This is a genomic window from Acidocella sp. C78 (assembly GCF_907164655.1).
In genome coordinates this window covers 1-13545 of sequence record NZ_CAJQZK010000006.1, presented here as the reverse complement: position 1 = coordinate 13545, position 13545 = coordinate 1, and the positions used below count along the sequence as shown (strand labels likewise).

Sequence of the window (13545 nt, the reverse complement as noted above, 5' to 3'; positions counted from 1 at the left end):
ATCGGATGTGGGCCTCTATTGTATGCGTTGAAAGCTAGCGCACCGCCCGGCCAGGCGGTCGTCAATCACAGATAGGGCAAAAGCAGCCTCGCCGCCGCGTCACGCAGCGGCGCGAGGCCGGTCGAAGCTGGCACTTGCGGCAACGCCGCCGCGGCGGCGACCTTGCCGTCGATCAGAGCATCGATTTCGGCGCAGAGCCGGGGATCATAGCATTCGACGTCGAACTCGAAATTCAGCCGCAGGCTCCGCGTATCCCAGTTGGAACTGCCGACAAGGCACCAGGCGCCATCGATCGTGACCAGCTTGGCGTGGTTGAAGGGCGCCGCGCCGAGCCGGACATGCGGGCGGATGGCGGGAAAGAAGCGCAGATGGGCGCGCATCGCCCAGTCCATCAGCCTGTGGTCGCTCCGCGCCGGGATCACGATCTGCAGTTCGACCCCGCGCAGCGCCGCCTGGGCGAGGGCGAATTCCAGCCGCGTATCAGGCAGGAAATAGGGGGTGACGATTCTGATCCGGCGCTCGGCGAGGGTCAGCGCGGCTCCAAGGATCGTCTCGAGGTTGAACAGGTCGCCGTCCGGCCCGGAGCGGATGCCGCGCGCGGGGGTTGCGCCGGCGTCCGCGATCTCCGGCCACCATGCCGGGCCGTCCAGCGCCTCGCCGGTGGTGAACAGCCAGTCCTGCGCGAAGCTCGCCATCAACTGCCGGGCAAGTGGTCCCTCGATGCGCAGGTGAACATCGTCCACCCGCTTGCGCGCCTCGCCATGCGCAAGATTCTCGGCGCCGATGTTCAGACCGCCGGTGAAGCCGGCTTCGCCATCGACGATCAACAGCTTCTTGTGATTGCGCAGGTTCAGCAGCGGCATGCGCCAGGGGCCCAGCTATGGAGAAACTTCGCGCATGGCACGCCGGAGCGGCGCAGCGCGCGGAAGGTGGCCGCGCGCAGCCAGCCGCCGCCGACGCCATCAATCAGAACGCGTACCGCGACCCCGCGCGCCTGCGCCGCCGCAAGCGCTGCGATGAAGGCGCGACCGACATCGTCATGGCGGAAGATGTAGGAGGCGAGGGCGATGCTGTGCCGCGCCCCGCCGATCGCATCGAGCATGGCCGGATAGGCCCGGTCCCCGCCATGCAGGATCGCGACGGCATTGCCTTGCCGCACAGGCACGCCGGTGACGCGCTGGCCGACGCGGGCAAGCGCCTGCAGCGGGGGCGGCGCTTCGGGCGGTGCGGCGTCGCCGAAGCGGACGCCGAGGTTTTCGGCTTGCGTGGAGAGGCGCCCCGCGCGGCGGTTGATTCGATTGATACCGAAGGCGAAGTAAAGCGGACCGCCGATGATCGCCGAAAGCCAGGCCACGGCGATCCAGCCGAGCGCCGCCCGCACATCCGCCTTGCGCAGCAGGGCGTGCCGGGTCACCGCGGCGGCGATGCCGATATGGATCGCCAGAGCCAGGAGGATCAGCGGCGGCATCCGCGCCACCCGTCATGGGCTGCCATGCCGACATGCATACACAAGATCGGGGCGTTGCCACCATATCCTGATATGCAACAAGCGGCCGGCGGGTCCTGCCGCGCGGATGACGGGAGACGTGCGGATGCGGTTGATCAGCTGGAACCTGCTTCGCCGGGTCGGCGCCGAGGCCCGCGAGGTCGCGGCGCTGATCGATGAACACAAACCGGATCTCATGCTGATGCAGGAGGCCACCGAATCCATCGCGCAGGTTACCGATCTCTGCGGCGGCTGGTTCTATCGCGCGCCGATGCAGGGGCGGATCTACGGACTCGCGGCATGGAGCCCGGTGCCGCTGATCGAGCCCGGAACGGTGCGGTTGCCCGCTTCGGTGATGCCCGGCCGGGTGCCGCCGCGCCTCGCTCTGGTGGTGGAGGCGGGCGGGATCACGTTTGCCAACGTTCACCTCTCGCACGGCCAGATGCTCAACCGGCTGCAGCTTCGTCATATTGCGCGGCTCATCGATGGCCCGGCGGCGATCCTTGGCGACTACAACGCGGTCGGCCCGATCCGCCTCAGGGGGTTTCGCGATGTCGGGCCGCGCCAGACCACCTGTCGTGCCGGCGAGATGGTGCCGTTCCGGCTCGATCGCTGCATGGTGCGTGGCTTGCACGCGCACGAGACGCGGGTGCTGGCGCGCGGCAGCTCGGACCATCACCCGATCGTGGTGACGCTCGCCGCCGCCTGCGGCTGATCCGGCGCCGGCAGGAAGGGCAGGGCGGAGGGCCGGATCACACGGGCCTCGACGAGCCGCAGTTCGGCGGCGGCGAGCGTTTCGCGGCGGAGCAGATCATCCGCCACCTCGTCGAGCAGGGCGCGGTTCTGCCGCAGGATCAGCCGCGCCGCTTCGAAGGCGGTATCGAGAATGTCCCGCACGGCGGCATCGATCGCATCCGCCGTCCGCTCGCCATACCGGCGCGGTCGGAGATCGCCGGAAGCAGCCCCGCCGAGCCAGGCGCTGCCCGTATCCGTTTCGTAGGCGACCAGCCCCAGCTCCGGCACCATGCCATAGCGCAGCACCATGCTGCGGGCGATTTCGGTGGCCTTGACGAAATCGTCGGCCGCCCCGGTCGAGACCTCGTCGAACACCAGCGATTCGGCGGCGCGCCCGGCCAGCAGCACCGTCATCCGCTGGAACAGCTCCCGCCGGTCCATCAGGTAGCGGTCCTCGAGCGGGCGCTGGATCGTGTAGCCAAGAGCGGCGATCCCGCGCGGGATGATCGAGATCTTCTGCACCGGATCAGCACCCGGCAGCGCCATGGCGACCAGCGCATGGCCGGTTTCGTGATGGGCGACGATGTCCCGCTCATGCGGATTGAGCAGCCGGTTGCGCTTTTCCAGCCCGGCAACGATCCGCTCGATCGCCTGGTTGAAATCCTCCAGCGTCACGGCATCGGCCCGGCGGCGGGTGGCGAGCAGTGCCGCCTCGTTTACGAGATTGGCGAGATCGGCACCGGTGAAGCCCGGCGTCAGCGCCGCGACCTGCTCGATCGAGACATCCGGAGCGAGGGTGATCCGCTTCGCGTGGATGCCCAGTATGGCGATGCGCCCCTTGCGGTCGGGCCGGTCGACCAGCACCTGACGGTCGAACCGGCCGGCGCGCAGCAAGGCTGCGTCGAGAATCTCGGGCCGGTTGGTCGCGGCGAGGAGAACGACGCCGGTACTGCTGTCGAACCCGTCAAGCTCGGTGAGCAACTGGTTCAGCGTCTGCTCCTTCTCGTCGTGCCCGCCGCCGGTGAAGATGCCGCCGCGCGCGCGGCCGAGCGCATCGAGTTCGTCGATGAAGACGATCGCCGGCGCCTGCCGCCGCGCCTGCTCGAACAGGTCGCGCACCCGTGCTGCGCCGACGCCGACGAACATCTCGACGAATTCCGACCCCGAAATCGAGAAGAACGTCACCCCCGCCTCGCCGGCGACGGCGCGGGCCAGCAGCGTCTTGCCGGTGCCGGGTGGGCCGACCAGCAGGATCCCCTTCGGGATGCGCGCGCCGAGCCGCCCGTATTCCTTCGGATCCCGCAGGAAATCGACCACTTCCTGCAACTCGGCCTTCGCCTCGTCGACTCCGGCGACATCGGCGAAGGTCACCTTGATGTCCTTCTCGACATAGATTTTCGCCCGGCTCTTGCCGATCGACATCATGCCGCCAACACCCGAATCCCCCGCCATGCGGCGGATCAGGAACAGCCAGATGAGCCCGAAGAGAAACACCGGCAGAATCCAGCCGAGCGCGCGTTCGATCAGCGTGGGCCCGGGTGTGGCGGCGAAGCTGATGCCCGCGGTCCCGAGCGTCGTTGCCAGTGCGGGATCGACGCGGTTGGTCTCGAAGGTTGCCGGCGTCTTGGGCGCGGGATTGGTGAAACGGCCGGTGATCCGGTCCTGGTCGATCCGCAGGTCGGTCACCCCGCCAGACTTCACCAGTGAGAGAAACGTGCTGTACGGGATCGAGCGAACGTCTGGCGGACGGGCGATGAGGGTCTGGATCAGCAGCACGCCGATCATCGCCGCGATCAGAAACCAGAAATTGATCTTGTGCTCGCGCCTGATGTCCATGTCCGTCGGGCCCTGAAGGTTGCGGCGACAGTCTAGCCCTCCCGGCTCCGCCCGCCTTGAGCCGGATCAAACCGGACATGCGGGGCGAGAGGCAAGCTGCGGGAGACGTGAATTGACAAGCCTCCGGCCGGGATCGACAGTCCTGCGACACGGCGGACGAAGGGAAGCGCGTCATGCTCGAGTCAGCGACGAGTGTCGGCAAGGCTGCGGCGTTGTCCGGTACAAGGAGAACCCAGCGCGCAATTTCGGGTCTGTTCTGCGTGCCGCCGGCATCCTGCCGCGCGCACGCGCGCCGACCGAACCGCGGCGAGGACCGGTCATGAGCCCGGCTGGCAGCGTTTCGGGCAACCAGGACGCAACAGTGGGCGCGCGGCAGGGGCCGGCGCGCGAGGCGCTTCTGGGAGGGGTTGCCGCCGCCATCCGCCGCTTCCTGCACGGGCCGCAGGCGGAGGCGGCCTGCGTCTTCCTCGATCATTACGCGGCGGGGATCGCGACGGCGGATCTCGCGGCGCGACCGGCGGAGGAGGTTGCGGCGGCGGCGCTGTCGCTCTGGTCCTTCGCCCAGGAACGCCGGCCGGGCGAAAGCCGGCTGCGCGTCTTCAACCCGCGTGGTGGCGGCGAGGGCTGGGGCCATGCGAACGCGGTGCTGGAACTGATCAACGACGACCGGCCGTTCCTCGTCGAATCCGCCCTTGCGGTGCTGCAGCGTTTCGATCTGCCCGTGCATGCGCTGGTGCATCCGGTGCTCGCGGTCGAGCGCGACGAGGCCGGGGCGCTGCGTCGCATCGGTGCCGGCGCCGCGGAATCGATGATCCAGGTCGCGTTTGGCCCCGAGACCGATCCGGCCCGGCTGGAGACGATCGGCGGCGAAATCTCCCGCGCGATGGAGGATGCCGCCGCCGCCGTCGCCGATGCCGTCGCCATGAACCGGCACCTCGCCGCGCAACTCGCCGAACTGGCCGAAGGGCCCGAGCGCGACCTGCTGGGCTGGATCGCCGATGACAATTTCATCCTCCTCGGGGTGCGGCAGATCGGCTTCGCGGCTGATCTCGCCCTCGCCCCCGCCGCCGAGGGGCTTGGCGTGCTGCGCGCGCCCGATGTCGCGCTGTTCGACATCCTGCGCGATGCCGGATCGTGGCGCGCGGTGGCGGAGGAGGCGCTCGACCGGTTCGGCCGCGTCGCCGTCGCCAAGGCCGACATCCGCAGCCGCGTGCAGCGGTCCCAGCTCTACGACGTCGTCGTGGTGAAGCGCTGCGACGCGCAGGGTCGGCCGGTCGGTCTCACCCTGTTCGCCGGCCTGTTCGCGCCCGACTCCTACAACCGCAACCCCCGCAGCATTCCGATGCTGCGCGAGAAGGTGGAGCGGATCATGCAGGATTCGGGCGTCGGCCTCTCCGGGCATGACGGCCGGACGCTGCGGCACATTCTCGATACCTGGCCGCGCGACGATCTCTTTCAGGGACCACCGGAAGACATCCTCGCCGCGGCGATGCGGGTGATGGGGCTGCAAGTGCGGCCGGAACTGGCGCTTTTCCTGCGGCGCGATCCGTTCGGGCGCCATGTCTCGGCCATCGTGTTCGTGCCGCGCGACCGGTTCGACACGGCGCTGCGCCTCGCCCTCGCGGAGATGATCAACCGCGCCGTGGGCGGGGAACTCGCCGGCTACGCGACGGCGATGGGCGATGGGCCGCTGGCGCGGGTCAATTTCATCATCGCCGCCGATCCGCAGCGGGCGCGGGCGCTGGATGTCGCCGCACTCGAGGCGGCAATGAAGGAGGCGGCTCGCAGCTTCCGCGAAAGGCTGGCCGATGCGCTGGCCGGCGAGCAGGGCGACATGCTGGCGGCGGCGACGCTGGCCGGCTGGGGTGATGCCTTTCCGCCGGAATATGCCGCCTCGACCCCCGCCCATGTCGCCGTGCGGGATATCGAGGCGGCCTCCGCGGCGCGCGCCTCCGGCCGCTTTCGCCTCGCCCTCGCCCGGCCCTTCGGCATGGCGGAGGACCGGGTGGTTCTCAAGCTCTTCCGGGCTGGCGAGGCGGTGGCGCTGTCCGACATCGTGCCGCTGATCGAAAGCCTCGGCCTGCGGGTGATCGAGGAGGTGCCATATCGCCTTGCGGCGCGTGACGGCGCGGTGATGCTCCAGCGCCTGACGCTGGAGACGGCGGATGGCGCCGTCTTCGACCTTGCCGGACGGGCTGGCGCGGTGCTGGACGCGATCGAGGCGGAATCCGACCAGCGCGTCGAAGTCGACGGGTTCAACCGCCTGATCCTCCGCGCCGGGCTCGACTGGCGCGAGGTCTGGCTGATGCGCGCGATGTTCAAATGGTGCCGCCAGGTGCGCGCCCCCTTCAGCCAGAACGCGGTGGAGGCGGCGCTCGCCGCCAACCCGGCGGCCACCCGCTTGCTGATCGAGCTGTTTCACACCCGCTTCGACCCTGACCGGGTGCGCGAGCCGGAGGCCGAGGCGGCGTTGGATACGCGCTGGCGCGACCTGCTCGATGCGGTCCCCAATCCCGAGGAAGACCGCATTCTGCGCCGCTACCGCCGGCTGCTGGATGCGGTGCTGCGGACCAATTTCCACGATGAAGCGACGCCGGTGATCGCCCTCAAGATCGACAGCGCCCATGCCGGCGACATGCCGCTGCCGCGGCCGATGTTCGAGATCTTCGTGCATGGCGCGCGGATGGAGGGCTGTCATCTGCGCGGCGGCATGATCGCGCGCGGCGGCATCCGCTGGTCGGACCGGCGGGACGATTTCCGCACCGAGATCCTGAGCCTGATGAAGGCGCAGATGGTCAAGAACGTCGTCATCGTGCCGGTCGGCGCCAAGGGCGGATTCGTGCTCAAGCGCCCGCCGGCGCCGAGCGGCGACGCCAATGCCGACCGCGAGGCGTTCATGGCCGAGGGCATCGCCTGCTACCGGCTGCTGATCAACGCGATGCTCGACGTGACGGACAATCTCGAAGGCGGCGCCGTGACCACACCGCCGCGCATCGTCCGGCGCGATGGCGACGATCCCTATCTCGTCGTCGCCGCCGACAAGGGCACCGCGACCTTCAGCGACATCGCCAACGAGATCGCGGTCGCCCGCGGCTTCTGGCTGGGCGATGCCTTCGCCTCCGGCGGTTCTGTCGGCTACGACCACAAGGCGATGGGCATCACCGCGCGCGGCGCCTGGGTGAATATCGCGCGGCATTTCGACGAGCTCGGCCACGACATCCAGAGGGAGGACTTCAGCTGCGCCGGCGTCGGCGACATGTCGGGCGACGTTTTCGGCAACGGGCTGCTGGTCAGCCGCCACACGAAGCTGCTGGCCGCCTTCGATCATCGCCACATCTTCCTCGATCCCGACCCCGATCCGGCGAAAAGCCACGCGGAACGGCAGCGGCTGTTTGGGCTGAAGCGCTCGTCCTGGGCCGATTATGATTCAGCGCTGATCAGCGCGGGCGGCGGGGTGTTTCCGCGCCACGCCAAGACCGTCGAGCTGAGTGCGGCGGCGGCGGCGATGCTTGGGCTCGAAGCCGGTGCGCATGAGCCCGAGCGGGTCATGCGCGCGATCCTCTCCATGCGGGTCGATCTGCTGTATTTCGGCGGCATCGGCACCTATGTGAAGGCGGGGTCCGAAAGCCAGGCCGATGCCGGCGACCGCGCGAACGACGCGATCCGCGTCGATGGCCGGCAGATCCGCGCGCGGGTGATCGGCGAGGGGGCCAATCTCGGCGTCACCCAGGCGGGGCGGATCGAGGCGGCGCAGGCCGGCGTTCGGCTCAACACCGACGCGCTCGACAATTCCGCCGGCGTCTCGACCTCCGACCACGAGGTCAACATCAAGATCCTGCTGGCGAGTGCCATGGAGGCAGGCCGCCTCACGACGCATCAGAGGGTCGATCTGCTCGGCTCGATGACGGACGAGGTGGCCGCCCTGGTGCTCCGCGACAATCACCAGCAATCGCAGGCGATCTCGCTCGATGCGCTTGGCGGCGCCGCCGATCTGCCGGCCCAGAACGCGCTGATGAGCCAGCTGGAAGCGGCCGGCGTGCTCGACCGCGCGGTGGCCGGCCTGCCGGACGCGGTGGCGATGGCGGCGCGCGCGGCCGCTGGCCAGCCGTTGACCCGTCCCGAACTCTGCACGCTGATGGCGCATGCCAAGCTGCATGTCGGCGCTGCGATCGACGCCTCGACGCTGGTCGACGATCCCGCACTCGGCCACCTTCTCGCCGACTATTTTCCGCACACGCTGCGCGAACGCTTCCGCGCCGAGATCGACGGGCACCGGCTGCGCCGCGCGCTGATCGGCACGACGGTGACCAACGAGTTGATCAACCGGATGGGCGCGGCGTCCTTCGGGCGGATCGCGCTCGAATCCGGGCAGGAACCGCCGGCAATCGCCCTCGCGGCACTGGTCGCTGCCGCCGCGTTCGATCTGCCCTCCCGCTGCCACGAGGTCGAGGCGCTGGGCATGGCGGTGCCGGCGGCGCAGCGCCTCGCGATGCTCTTCGCCCTGCGCCGTCTGCAGGAGGCGGCCGCGCGTATCCTGCTGGCCGGCCCGCCCCTGCGCGCGATCGGCGACGAGGTCGAGGCGCTGCGGTCCGGTCTCGCGGAACTCGGCGCCGCTTCCTGTGCGAGGCTCGCGGAATCGGAAGACGTGCGCGCCCTTGTCGCGCATGGGGTGCCGCAGCCGCTCGCCGCCTTCACCGTGGCCCTGCCTGAGCTGATGGTGGCGCCGATCGTGGTCCGGCTCGCCGGCCGGCACGGCCACGCGCCGCAGATGGTGCACATGATCTGGTCCGACGCCGGCGAGGTCTTCATGCTCAACCCGTTGCGCGCGGCGCTTGCCGGTGTCTCGGCCGGTGGCGGCTGGACGACAAGGGCGGTCGGCGCGCTGGCGGATGAGCTGAACGAGATCCAGAGCGCGCTGGTCGAGGCGACGCTGGCTGGCGGCGGCGATCCGGCGTCCCTGCGCTTTACCCTGGGCAATGCCGCCGAAGGTGCCATCGCACTCGCGCACGAAGCCGCCCTGATGCCCGATCTCGCCGCACTGGTGGTCGCCGCCCGCGCGCTGCGCCGGCTGTGCGGCTGAGGCCGGAGGCGGCGCCGCTCAGCCCGTCGCGCTATCCGCCTTGCCGGTCAGGTGGTTGGCGAAGCGGGCGCGCAGCTCGGTCTTGAGCAGCTTGCCGGTCGCGCCATGCGGCAGTTCGTCGACGAAGATCACGTCATCCGGCACCGCCCAGCGCGCCACCTTGCCCTCATAGACCGCGAGCAGTTCCTCGCGGGTGGTGCTCGCGCCCGGCTTCAGCGCGACGATCACCACCGGCCGCTCGTCCCATTTCGGGTGTTTCGCAGCGATCGCCGCGGCCTCGGCGACCGCCGGATGGCTGACCGCGATGTTCTCGATATCGATCGAGCTGATCCATTCGCCGCCCGACTTGATCAGGTCCTTGCTCCGATCGGTGAGGATCACGAATCCGTCGGGGTCGACCATGCCGACATCGCCGGTGGGAAACCAGCCATCCTCGGTCGTGCCTTTCGGCATCCGGTAATAGCCGGTGGTTACCCAATGGCCGCGCAGCTCGATGTCGCCGGCGGTCTCGCCGTCCCACGGCACTTCCTCGGCGCCGCGCCGCGCCCGCAGGTCGATCCCGAACAGCACTCGCCCTGGCTCAGCCGCTGCCGCCGCGCGGTTGCGGCATCGACGCCGGGCACCGGGGTCGCCACCGTGGCGATCGGGCTGCTCTCGGTCATGCCCCAGGCATGGACGATGGTGACGCCCAGCGCGTCATACGCATCGAACAGCGCCTCCGGGCAGGCAGATCCGCCGACGGCCATGCGTTCGAGCGTGGTGAAGCGGGCGCCGGTCTTCTGCACATGGGCGAGCACGCCGAGCCAGACCGTCGGCACGCCGGAGGCGTAGGTCACGCGTTCGGCCTCGATCAGGTCGTAAAGGCTCTGCCCGTCGAGAAAGCGGCCGGGCATCACGAGAGAGGTGCCGGCGGCGGCGGCGGCATAGGGCAGGGACCAGGCGTTGACATGGAACATCGGCACCACCGGCATCAGCCGGTCGGCCGCCTTGAGGCCAATCGCATCCGCCGCGTTCACCGCCATCGCCTTCAGCACGGTGGAACGATGGGTATAGAGCACGCCCTTCGGCCGGCCCGTCGTGCCCGAGGTGTAGCACAGGCCGCTGGCGGTCCGCTCGTCGAAGCGGGGCCAGTCGTAGTCATCGGTTTCGGCGCCGATCAGGCTTTCGTAATCGGCGATTGCCACGCCGGCGGGCAGGGTGATGCAGGGCAGGTCCGCCGCGTCGCAGAGAAACACCACCTGGCGCAGCAATCCCGCCGGCAGCTTGCCGGCAACCTGTTCGACAAGGGACGCGAAATCGGCCTCGGCGAACAGCACGCCATCCTCGGCGTGCTCCAGAATATAGGCGATGTCGTCGGGCGCGAGGCGCGGATTGACGGTGTTGACCACGGCGCCCGAGCCGGAAATCGCGAAATAGAGTTCGACATGCCGATGATTGTTCCAGGCGAGGGTGGCCACGCGGTCACCCGGCCGCACGCCGAGCCGGCCGAGCGCGCGGGCAAGCTGGCGGGCCCGCCGCGCCGTATCCACCCAGCTCTGGCGATGAATGCCGCCGGCGAGGCGCGAGACGATTTCCGCCCGCGGATGATGCCGGGCGGCGTGGACCAGAAAGTCCGAGATCATCAGTTCATGGTGCTGCATCAGGCCCAGCATGGACGGCTCCCGTTCTTTGGTTTCTTTGTGCGCGGAACATGCGTCAAACCATCGGCGCGCGCAATCGCCGGGCGGGACGGACGCTCAGAACCGCTCGACCCACGGCCTGAGTTCAACCTCCCAGGTCCAGGCGCTGCGCGGCTGGTGCAGGACATGGAGATAGGTCTCGGCGATGGCCTCCGGGTCGAGCAGGCTGTCCGGCGCATCCGCCGGCACCGGGCGGCTGGCGGAGCTGATGCCGCCATCGATGACGAAATGCGCGACATGGATGCCCTTCGGCGCGAGTTCCCGCGCCATGCTCTGGGCAAGGCCGCGCAAGGCGAACTTGCCCATCGCGAAGGCGGCCGATTCGGCATAGCCCTTCACGCTGGCCGAGGCGCCGGTGAACAGGATGGCGCCGCTTCCGGCATCCAGCATCCGCCGCGCCGCGCGCTGGCCGACGAGAAAGCCGCCAAAGGCCGAAACCGCGAGGGCGCGCGCAACCGCCTCGGGATCGAGGGTCGCGACCGGGCCGCGCACCCGTCCCGACGCGTTGTAGACGACCACATCCGGCGCACCGCCCTTGGCTTCCACCTGTTCGAACAGCGTGGCGACCGCCGCCGCGTCGGCGGCATCGCAGGCAAAGGATTGCGCCCCGATACCGTCGCAGAGCGGCGCGAGCTTGTCGGGATTCCGCGCGGCGAGTGCAACGCTCATGTCCTGCGCGGTGAAACGTCGGGCGAGGGCGGCGCTCAGCCCGCTGCCGGCGCCGACGATCAGGGCGCGGCGATAATGCCGTCTGGCTTGATCCGTCATGTCATCCAACCTTTCGTTGTCAAACGACGCAGGCGGTGGAAGCGCCGTCCATTGTGATGTTCACGCCCGTCACATAGCTGGCGCGGGGCGAGGCGAGGAACAGCACCGTATTGGCGATGTCCTCCGGCGTCGCCATCCGACCAAGCGGAATCCGGGCGATGCCGCGGGCTCGCGCCTCGTCGACGCTGATCCCGGCGAGCCGCGCATCCGAGGCAAGCCCCTCGGCGACGCGCCCGGTCTCGGTCAGTCCCGGATTGAGGCCGACGACCCGCACCCCCTGTTTCGCATAGGCGGTGGCAAGGCCGGCGGTTGCCAGCATCAGCGCCGCGTTCGCCGCCCCGCCGGCCAGATGCACCGGCGAGGCGATCTTCCCGCCATTGCCGATCACGTTGACGATCACCCCGCCGCCGCGCGCCGCCATCAGCTTCACCAGCGGATCGATCACGTTGATGTAGCTGAAATACTTGGCGTCCATCGCGGCGCGCCAATGGGCTGGGGTCAGCTCGTCGGGCGGGGTGCGCCGCGCCGCGCCGGCGCTGTTGACGAGAATGTCGATCGGGCCGAGTTCGGCCTCGGCCGCCGCCACCATTGCGCCCGCCTGACCAGGATCGCTGAGATCGGCCGCGAAGGCCGCGCCGACCCGCAACGTCGCCCTCGCCGCATCGAGATTGGCCTGCTGGCGCGAGCAGATCGCGACTTCCGCCCCCTCGGCGATGAATGCCGCGGCGCAGGCAAAGCCGATGCCCTTCGAGCCGCCGGTCACCAGCACACGCTTTCCGCTCAGGCCGAGATCCATCGTTTTCTCCTTCGGCAAATTGTTTCGTGACGGCACGGATATGCTGGCGGATGTGGGGTTCCGGGGGCTGGATGCAATTGCGCGGGGCGCGCAAACGCCGCATCATCCGGCCGTTGAGGCGACGGCACTTGCGGCTGGCGGGCGCTGTGTCCGCGCGGCGATGGAGGGGAGACATGGCGAAGGCGACGAACTGGATTGCGAGATCGATCGTGGCGCGGCGGGGCGTCGGCTGGGCCCGCAAGCCGCGCGTCCACCAGCTCACCGAGGACATGCAGGGCCAGTATCACTACACGATCGGCCCTATTCCGAACCGGTGCTGACGGTTGATCCGGGGACCGTATCGTGGTCGAGACCCGCGACGCCTTCGAGGGCGCGATCCGCACCGAGCGCGACAAGCCGAGCCGCCGCCTGCGCATGCCCTTCGTCAATCCGCAGAACGGGCCGATCATGATCGAAGGCGCGGAACCCGGCGATGCGATCGCCGTGCATATCGAACGGATGCGCCCGCGCGGCGAAGATCCGCACGGCACCTGCTGCATGATCCCGCAATTCGGCGCGCTCACCGGCACAGCCCTTACGCAACACTCAATCCGCCGCTGCCCGAAATCACCCGCAAGGTGCCGGTGAACGAGAAGGAGGTGCGCTGGAGCGCGCGCGTCGTGCTGCCCTATGCGCCGCATATCGGCACGCTCTCCACCTCGCCGGAAATCGACAGCATCAACTCGCTGACGCCCGGTTCGCATGGCGGCAACATGGATCTGCCGGACATGGGGCCGGGCAGCATCACCTATCTGCCGGTGCGCTCGCCGGGCGCGCGGCTGTTCATCGGCGATGCCCATGCTGCCAGGGCGATGGCGAGGTGTGCGGCACGGCGGTGGAATACGCCTCGGAAACCACCATCCGTGTCGACCTGATCAAGAACTGGGCGCTCGAATGGCCGCGGCTGGAGCGCGAGGATTTCATCATGGCGATCGGCTCGGCCCGGCCGCTTGAGGATGCGACGCGCATCGCCTATCGCGATCTCGTCTTGTGGCTCGAGGCGGAATACGGGTTCGACCGGTGGGACGCCTACATGATGCTGAGCCAGTGCGGCCGGGTGCGGCTCGGCAATTTCGTCGACCCGAATTACACGGTCGGCGCCGGTATCCTGAAGAAATACATCGAT

Annotated in this window: 12 protein-coding genes and 1 pseudogene; 6 read left to right on the top strand and 7 right to left on the bottom strand. The window is 69.2% G+C overall.

The window, feature by feature from the left end:
* Positions 1–65: 65 nt before the first annotated feature.
* On the bottom strand, positions 66–863 hold the full coding sequence (locus ACIDOCELLA78_RS000000101915; RefSeq protein WP_249675381.1) for a phospholipase D-like domain-containing protein: 798 nt from the start codon (positions 861–863) through the stop codon (positions 66–68).
* Positions 851–1468 carry a phospholipase D-like domain-containing protein gene (locus ACIDOCELLA78_RS000000101910; protein WP_249675378.1) on the bottom strand — a complete coding sequence of 206 codons (618 nt, stop codon included), beginning with the start codon at positions 1466–1468 and terminating at the stop codon, positions 851–853. The genes ACIDOCELLA78_RS000000101915 and ACIDOCELLA78_RS000000101910 overlap by 13 nt, the downstream gene beginning before the upstream one ends.
* Before the next feature lie 124 nt (positions 1469–1592).
* Between ACIDOCELLA78_RS000000101910 and ACIDOCELLA78_RS000000101905 the strand changes: the two genes are divergently transcribed.
* On the top strand, positions 1593–2201 hold the full coding sequence (locus tag ACIDOCELLA78_RS000000101905; protein ID WP_201728150.1) for an endonuclease/exonuclease/phosphatase family protein: 609 nt from the start codon (positions 1593–1595) through the stop codon (positions 2199–2201).
* Here ACIDOCELLA78_RS000000101905 and ftsH read toward each other — a convergent pair.
* Positions 2162–4057 carry an ATP-dependent zinc metalloprotease FtsH gene (ftsH, locus tag ACIDOCELLA78_RS000000101900; RefSeq protein ID WP_201728149.1) on the bottom strand — a complete coding sequence of 632 codons (1896 nt, stop codon included), beginning with the start codon at positions 4055–4057 and terminating at the stop codon, positions 2162–2164. The genes ACIDOCELLA78_RS000000101905 and ftsH overlap by 40 nt on opposite strands.
* A gap of 319 nt (positions 4058–4376) precedes the next feature.
* Between ftsH and ACIDOCELLA78_RS000000101895 the strand changes: the two genes are divergently transcribed.
* A complete protein-coding gene (locus ACIDOCELLA78_RS000000101895) occupies positions 4377–9137 on the top strand; it encodes an NAD-glutamate dehydrogenase domain-containing protein (protein WP_201728148.1) in 4761 nt (1586 codons plus the stop codon).
* Between the two features lie 18 nt (positions 9138–9155).
* On the opposite strand, the gene ACIDOCELLA78_RS000000101890 is transcribed toward ACIDOCELLA78_RS000000101895, so the two are convergent.
* The 4 genes from ACIDOCELLA78_RS000000101890 to ACIDOCELLA78_RS000000101875 all read right to left on the bottom strand — a co-directional run bounded on the left by ACIDOCELLA78_RS000000101890 (position 9156) and on the right by ACIDOCELLA78_RS000000101875 (position 12380).
* Complete coding sequence (locus ACIDOCELLA78_RS000000101890) at positions 9156–9707, bottom strand: AMP-binding enzyme (protein ID WP_283770817.1); 552 nt, start codon at positions 9705–9707, stop codon at positions 9156–9158.
* Positions 9608–10789 carry an AMP-binding protein gene (locus ACIDOCELLA78_RS000000101885; RefSeq protein WP_283770816.1) on the bottom strand — a complete coding sequence of 394 codons (1182 nt, stop codon included), beginning with the start codon at positions 10787–10789 and terminating at the stop codon, positions 9608–9610. The genes ACIDOCELLA78_RS000000101890 and ACIDOCELLA78_RS000000101885 overlap by 100 nt, the downstream gene beginning before the upstream one ends.
* Before the next feature lie 84 nt (positions 10790–10873).
* Positions 10874–11584 carry an SDR family NAD(P)-dependent oxidoreductase gene (locus ACIDOCELLA78_RS000000101880; RefSeq protein WP_201728147.1) on the bottom strand — a complete coding sequence of 237 codons (711 nt, stop codon included), beginning with the start codon at positions 11582–11584 and terminating at the stop codon, positions 10874–10876.
* 19 nt (positions 11585–11603) lie between these two features.
* Positions 11604–12380, bottom strand: a complete 777-nt coding sequence (locus ACIDOCELLA78_RS000000101875; protein WP_201728146.1) for an SDR family oxidoreductase — start codon at positions 12378–12380, stop codon at positions 11604–11606.
* A gap of 173 nt (positions 12381–12553) precedes the next feature.
* On the opposite strand from ACIDOCELLA78_RS000000101875, the gene ACIDOCELLA78_RS000000101870 reads away from it, so the two are divergent.
* The 4 genes and pseudogenes from ACIDOCELLA78_RS000000101870 to ACIDOCELLA78_RS000000101855 form a co-directional block, all read left to right on the top strand.
* Entirely contained in the window at positions 12554–12700 is a 147-nt protein-coding gene (locus ACIDOCELLA78_RS000000101870; protein ID WP_249675375.1) for a hypothetical protein, read from the top strand.
* A 22-nt stretch (positions 12701–12722) separates the two neighbouring features.
* The gene (locus tag ACIDOCELLA78_RS000000101865) at positions 12723–13007 is read left to right on the top strand and encodes an acetamidase/formamidase family protein (RefSeq protein WP_249675372.1); all 285 of its coding nucleotides are present in this window, start codon (positions 12723–12725) and stop codon (positions 13005–13007) included.
* Positions 13004–13294, top strand: coding sequence for an acetamidase/formamidase family protein (locus ACIDOCELLA78_RS000000101860; RefSeq protein WP_249675369.1), 291 nt, complete (start codon positions 13004–13006; stop codon positions 13292–13294). The genes ACIDOCELLA78_RS000000101865 and ACIDOCELLA78_RS000000101860 overlap by 4 nt, the downstream gene beginning before the upstream one ends.
* Positions 13255–13545 (top strand): annotated as a pseudogene (locus tag ACIDOCELLA78_RS000000101855) (acetamidase); the annotation flags it as partial. The gene ACIDOCELLA78_RS000000101860 and the pseudogene ACIDOCELLA78_RS000000101855, both read left to right, overlap by 40 nt.